Here is a 1,889-nt window from a genome sequence, read left to right on the forward strand (position 1 = left end):
CTCGGGACGGACTGGTGGCTGAGACAACGCTTCTCGTACATCTATGACGATTTTAAAGATAATGAGGTGTCAATCGGCGCTGAACTTTGGGTCTGACGCACTTTTTCGATGATGCGCTTTGCTACTCGCGCCAATGAGCCGGGCCTCGAGGAGGTTCGTCCGCAGCGGGGGCGACGATCATCGGCCGCGTGGCCGCCAGGCGTACGAACGGGAAGGTCCCGTCCGAGCGTGGAGTGGGCCCCTTAGGGCCGAGACTCATAACCAGTAGCTGACGATCGCGGCGATGTGGACGGCGGCGAGGAAGCTGGTGGCGTTACGGTCGTAGCGGGTTGCGACGCGTCGGAAGTCTTTGAGGCGGCAGAACATGCGCTCGATGGCGTTGCGGTCGCGGTAGAGAACCGGCGAGAAGCAGGGCTTCCAGCGGCGGTTGGACTTCGGCGGGATGTTGGGCGTGACGCCGGCGGCTTCGGCCTGACGGCGGATGGCGTCGCTGTCGTAGCCTTTGTCGCCGTGAAGCATCCGGGCGGCGGGAAGTTCGGCCAGCAGCGTCGCTCAGGCCGAGCAGTTCGCGACCTGGCCGCCGGTCAGCAGGAAGGCGATCGGCCGGCCTTGTCGATCCGTGAGCGCGTGGATCTTGGTGGTGCGCCCTCCGCGGGAGCGCCCGACCGCCTGGTTGCGCTCCCCCCTTTACCGCCGGCCGCTGAGCGGTGGGCCTTCACGGCTGAGCTGTCGATCATGACGTGCGCCGGCGGTCCGGCCTCGGCTGCAAGCGTCAGGAACAGCTTGCGCCACACGCCTTTGACGGCCCAGCGGACATAGCGGTTGTAGAGGGTCTTGCGCGGTCCGTAGACGGCCGGAGCGTCGGCCCAGCGGCCGCCCGACCTCAGCACGTGCACGATGCCGCTGATCACCCGCCGGTCGTCGACACGAGCAACGCCGCGCGTCTTCGTCGGCAGATGCGGCTCAAGACGCGCGAACTGCTCGTCCGTCAGCCAGAAGCAGTCCGATCCCATCGGCGTTCTCCCTCGAGGACGCCTCTGAATCACGCTTCGCTCGATCTGCAAACCCCTTAATGGGTCCGGGCCCTAGAACGCGCTCTATTTTTTTCGAAGATATGCCCGTCTGTCCCGCTAAATCTTGAACAGAAAACACGAAGCCCGGAAGGAAGGTCCAATAATCTGGATGGATCTTAAGCATCTCCTCGCGGAGATTTAGTAGGTTCCTTATCTGTAAACTGCCGATACATCTAACAACGACACAGGCCTCGTCAATCGTGAACCCGGCATGCGATCTAAGCCAGTCGTCGTCCGCTCTGTATTTTCGAGGCGATAATTCTTCATACTGAAAATTGTAGGCCGACTCACCGCTGTAGAAGATGGGCTCTCTCAGTCCGTCAGCGGTACCAAAGAGGTCGAGTTTACTCGCTTTGCTTGAATTGCCCGCCATTGCTTCAAACGCAGCCAGCCAGGGCTTCTGGAGGCTAATGTGCATTTCATGCAGCAGTTCCTCTGACCGCTTGACGTAGTATTGAAAGGTTTTTGGCGGCGGGATGCTCATGTTGATGTCCCCCTTCGCCATTAGGCCTATAAGTGTCGAAATTTCGGACGTAAGAAGTCGTTCATGGGAGTGTTGATGCTGGATATCGCCGCAGGTGATTTGATCGCCAGCGAATTGTATAAGGTTGTCGCGCCAACAGAAGTATGCGATGGCGTGAATATATCCTGTGGAACAGCAAAGCTCTCGCAGATCGTCGAATATCTCGGCTTCGTTACGAGCCGATTTGGGGGTTGTGCCTTTGTTGCTCATGGGCGATCGCCGTCGATTGGGCCGCGTTTGAAATTAATCGCAGTCTAGCTCAGGTTTCCGAGTTAAGGTCAACGCATGCTTCC

2 protein-coding genes and 1 pseudogene are annotated in these 1,889 nt (G+C 59.3%); 1 reads left to right on the plus strand and 2 read right to left on the minus strand.

Annotated features, from left to right (window positions below):
* Positions 1 to 255 precede the first annotated feature (255 nt).
* Together ACIKP9_RS13470 and ACIKP9_RS13475 are read right to left on the minus strand one after the other, a co-directional pair.
* A pseudogene (locus ACIKP9_RS13470) lies at positions 256 to 1,013 on the minus strand (IS5 family transposase).
* The gene (locus ACIKP9_RS13475; RefSeq protein ID WP_400883949.1) at positions 964 to 1,557 is read right to left on the minus strand and encodes a hypothetical protein; all 594 of its coding nucleotides are present in this window, start codon (positions 1,555 to 1,557) and stop codon (positions 964 to 966) included. The pseudogene ACIKP9_RS13470 and the gene ACIKP9_RS13475 overlap by 50 nt, the downstream one beginning before the upstream one ends.
* A gap of 75 nt (positions 1,558 to 1,632) precedes the next feature.
* Between ACIKP9_RS13475 and ACIKP9_RS13480 the strand changes: the two genes are divergently transcribed.
* On the plus strand, positions 1,633 to 1,854 hold the full coding sequence (locus ACIKP9_RS13480) for a hypothetical protein (RefSeq protein ID WP_400883951.1): 222 nt from the start codon (positions 1,633 to 1,635) through the stop codon (positions 1,852 to 1,854).
* Positions 1,855 to 1,889 lie beyond the last annotated feature (35 nt).

This window comes from Methylobacillus methanolivorans (assembly GCF_044751345.1).
Classification (GTDB): domain Bacteria; phylum Pseudomonadota; class Gammaproteobacteria; order Burkholderiales; family Methylophilaceae; genus Methylobacillus; species Methylobacillus methanolivorans.

Bases quoted from the DNA above. Each gene is read 5' to 3' on its own strand.
- ACIKP9_RS13475 (WP_400883949.1), bottom strand. From the start codon at position 1,557: ATGAGCATCCCGCCGCCAAAAACCTTTCAATACTACGTCAAGCGGTCA.
- ACIKP9_RS13480 (WP_400883951.1), top strand. From the start codon at position 1,633: ATGCTGGATATCGCCGCAGGTGATTTGATCGCCAGCGAATTGTATAAG.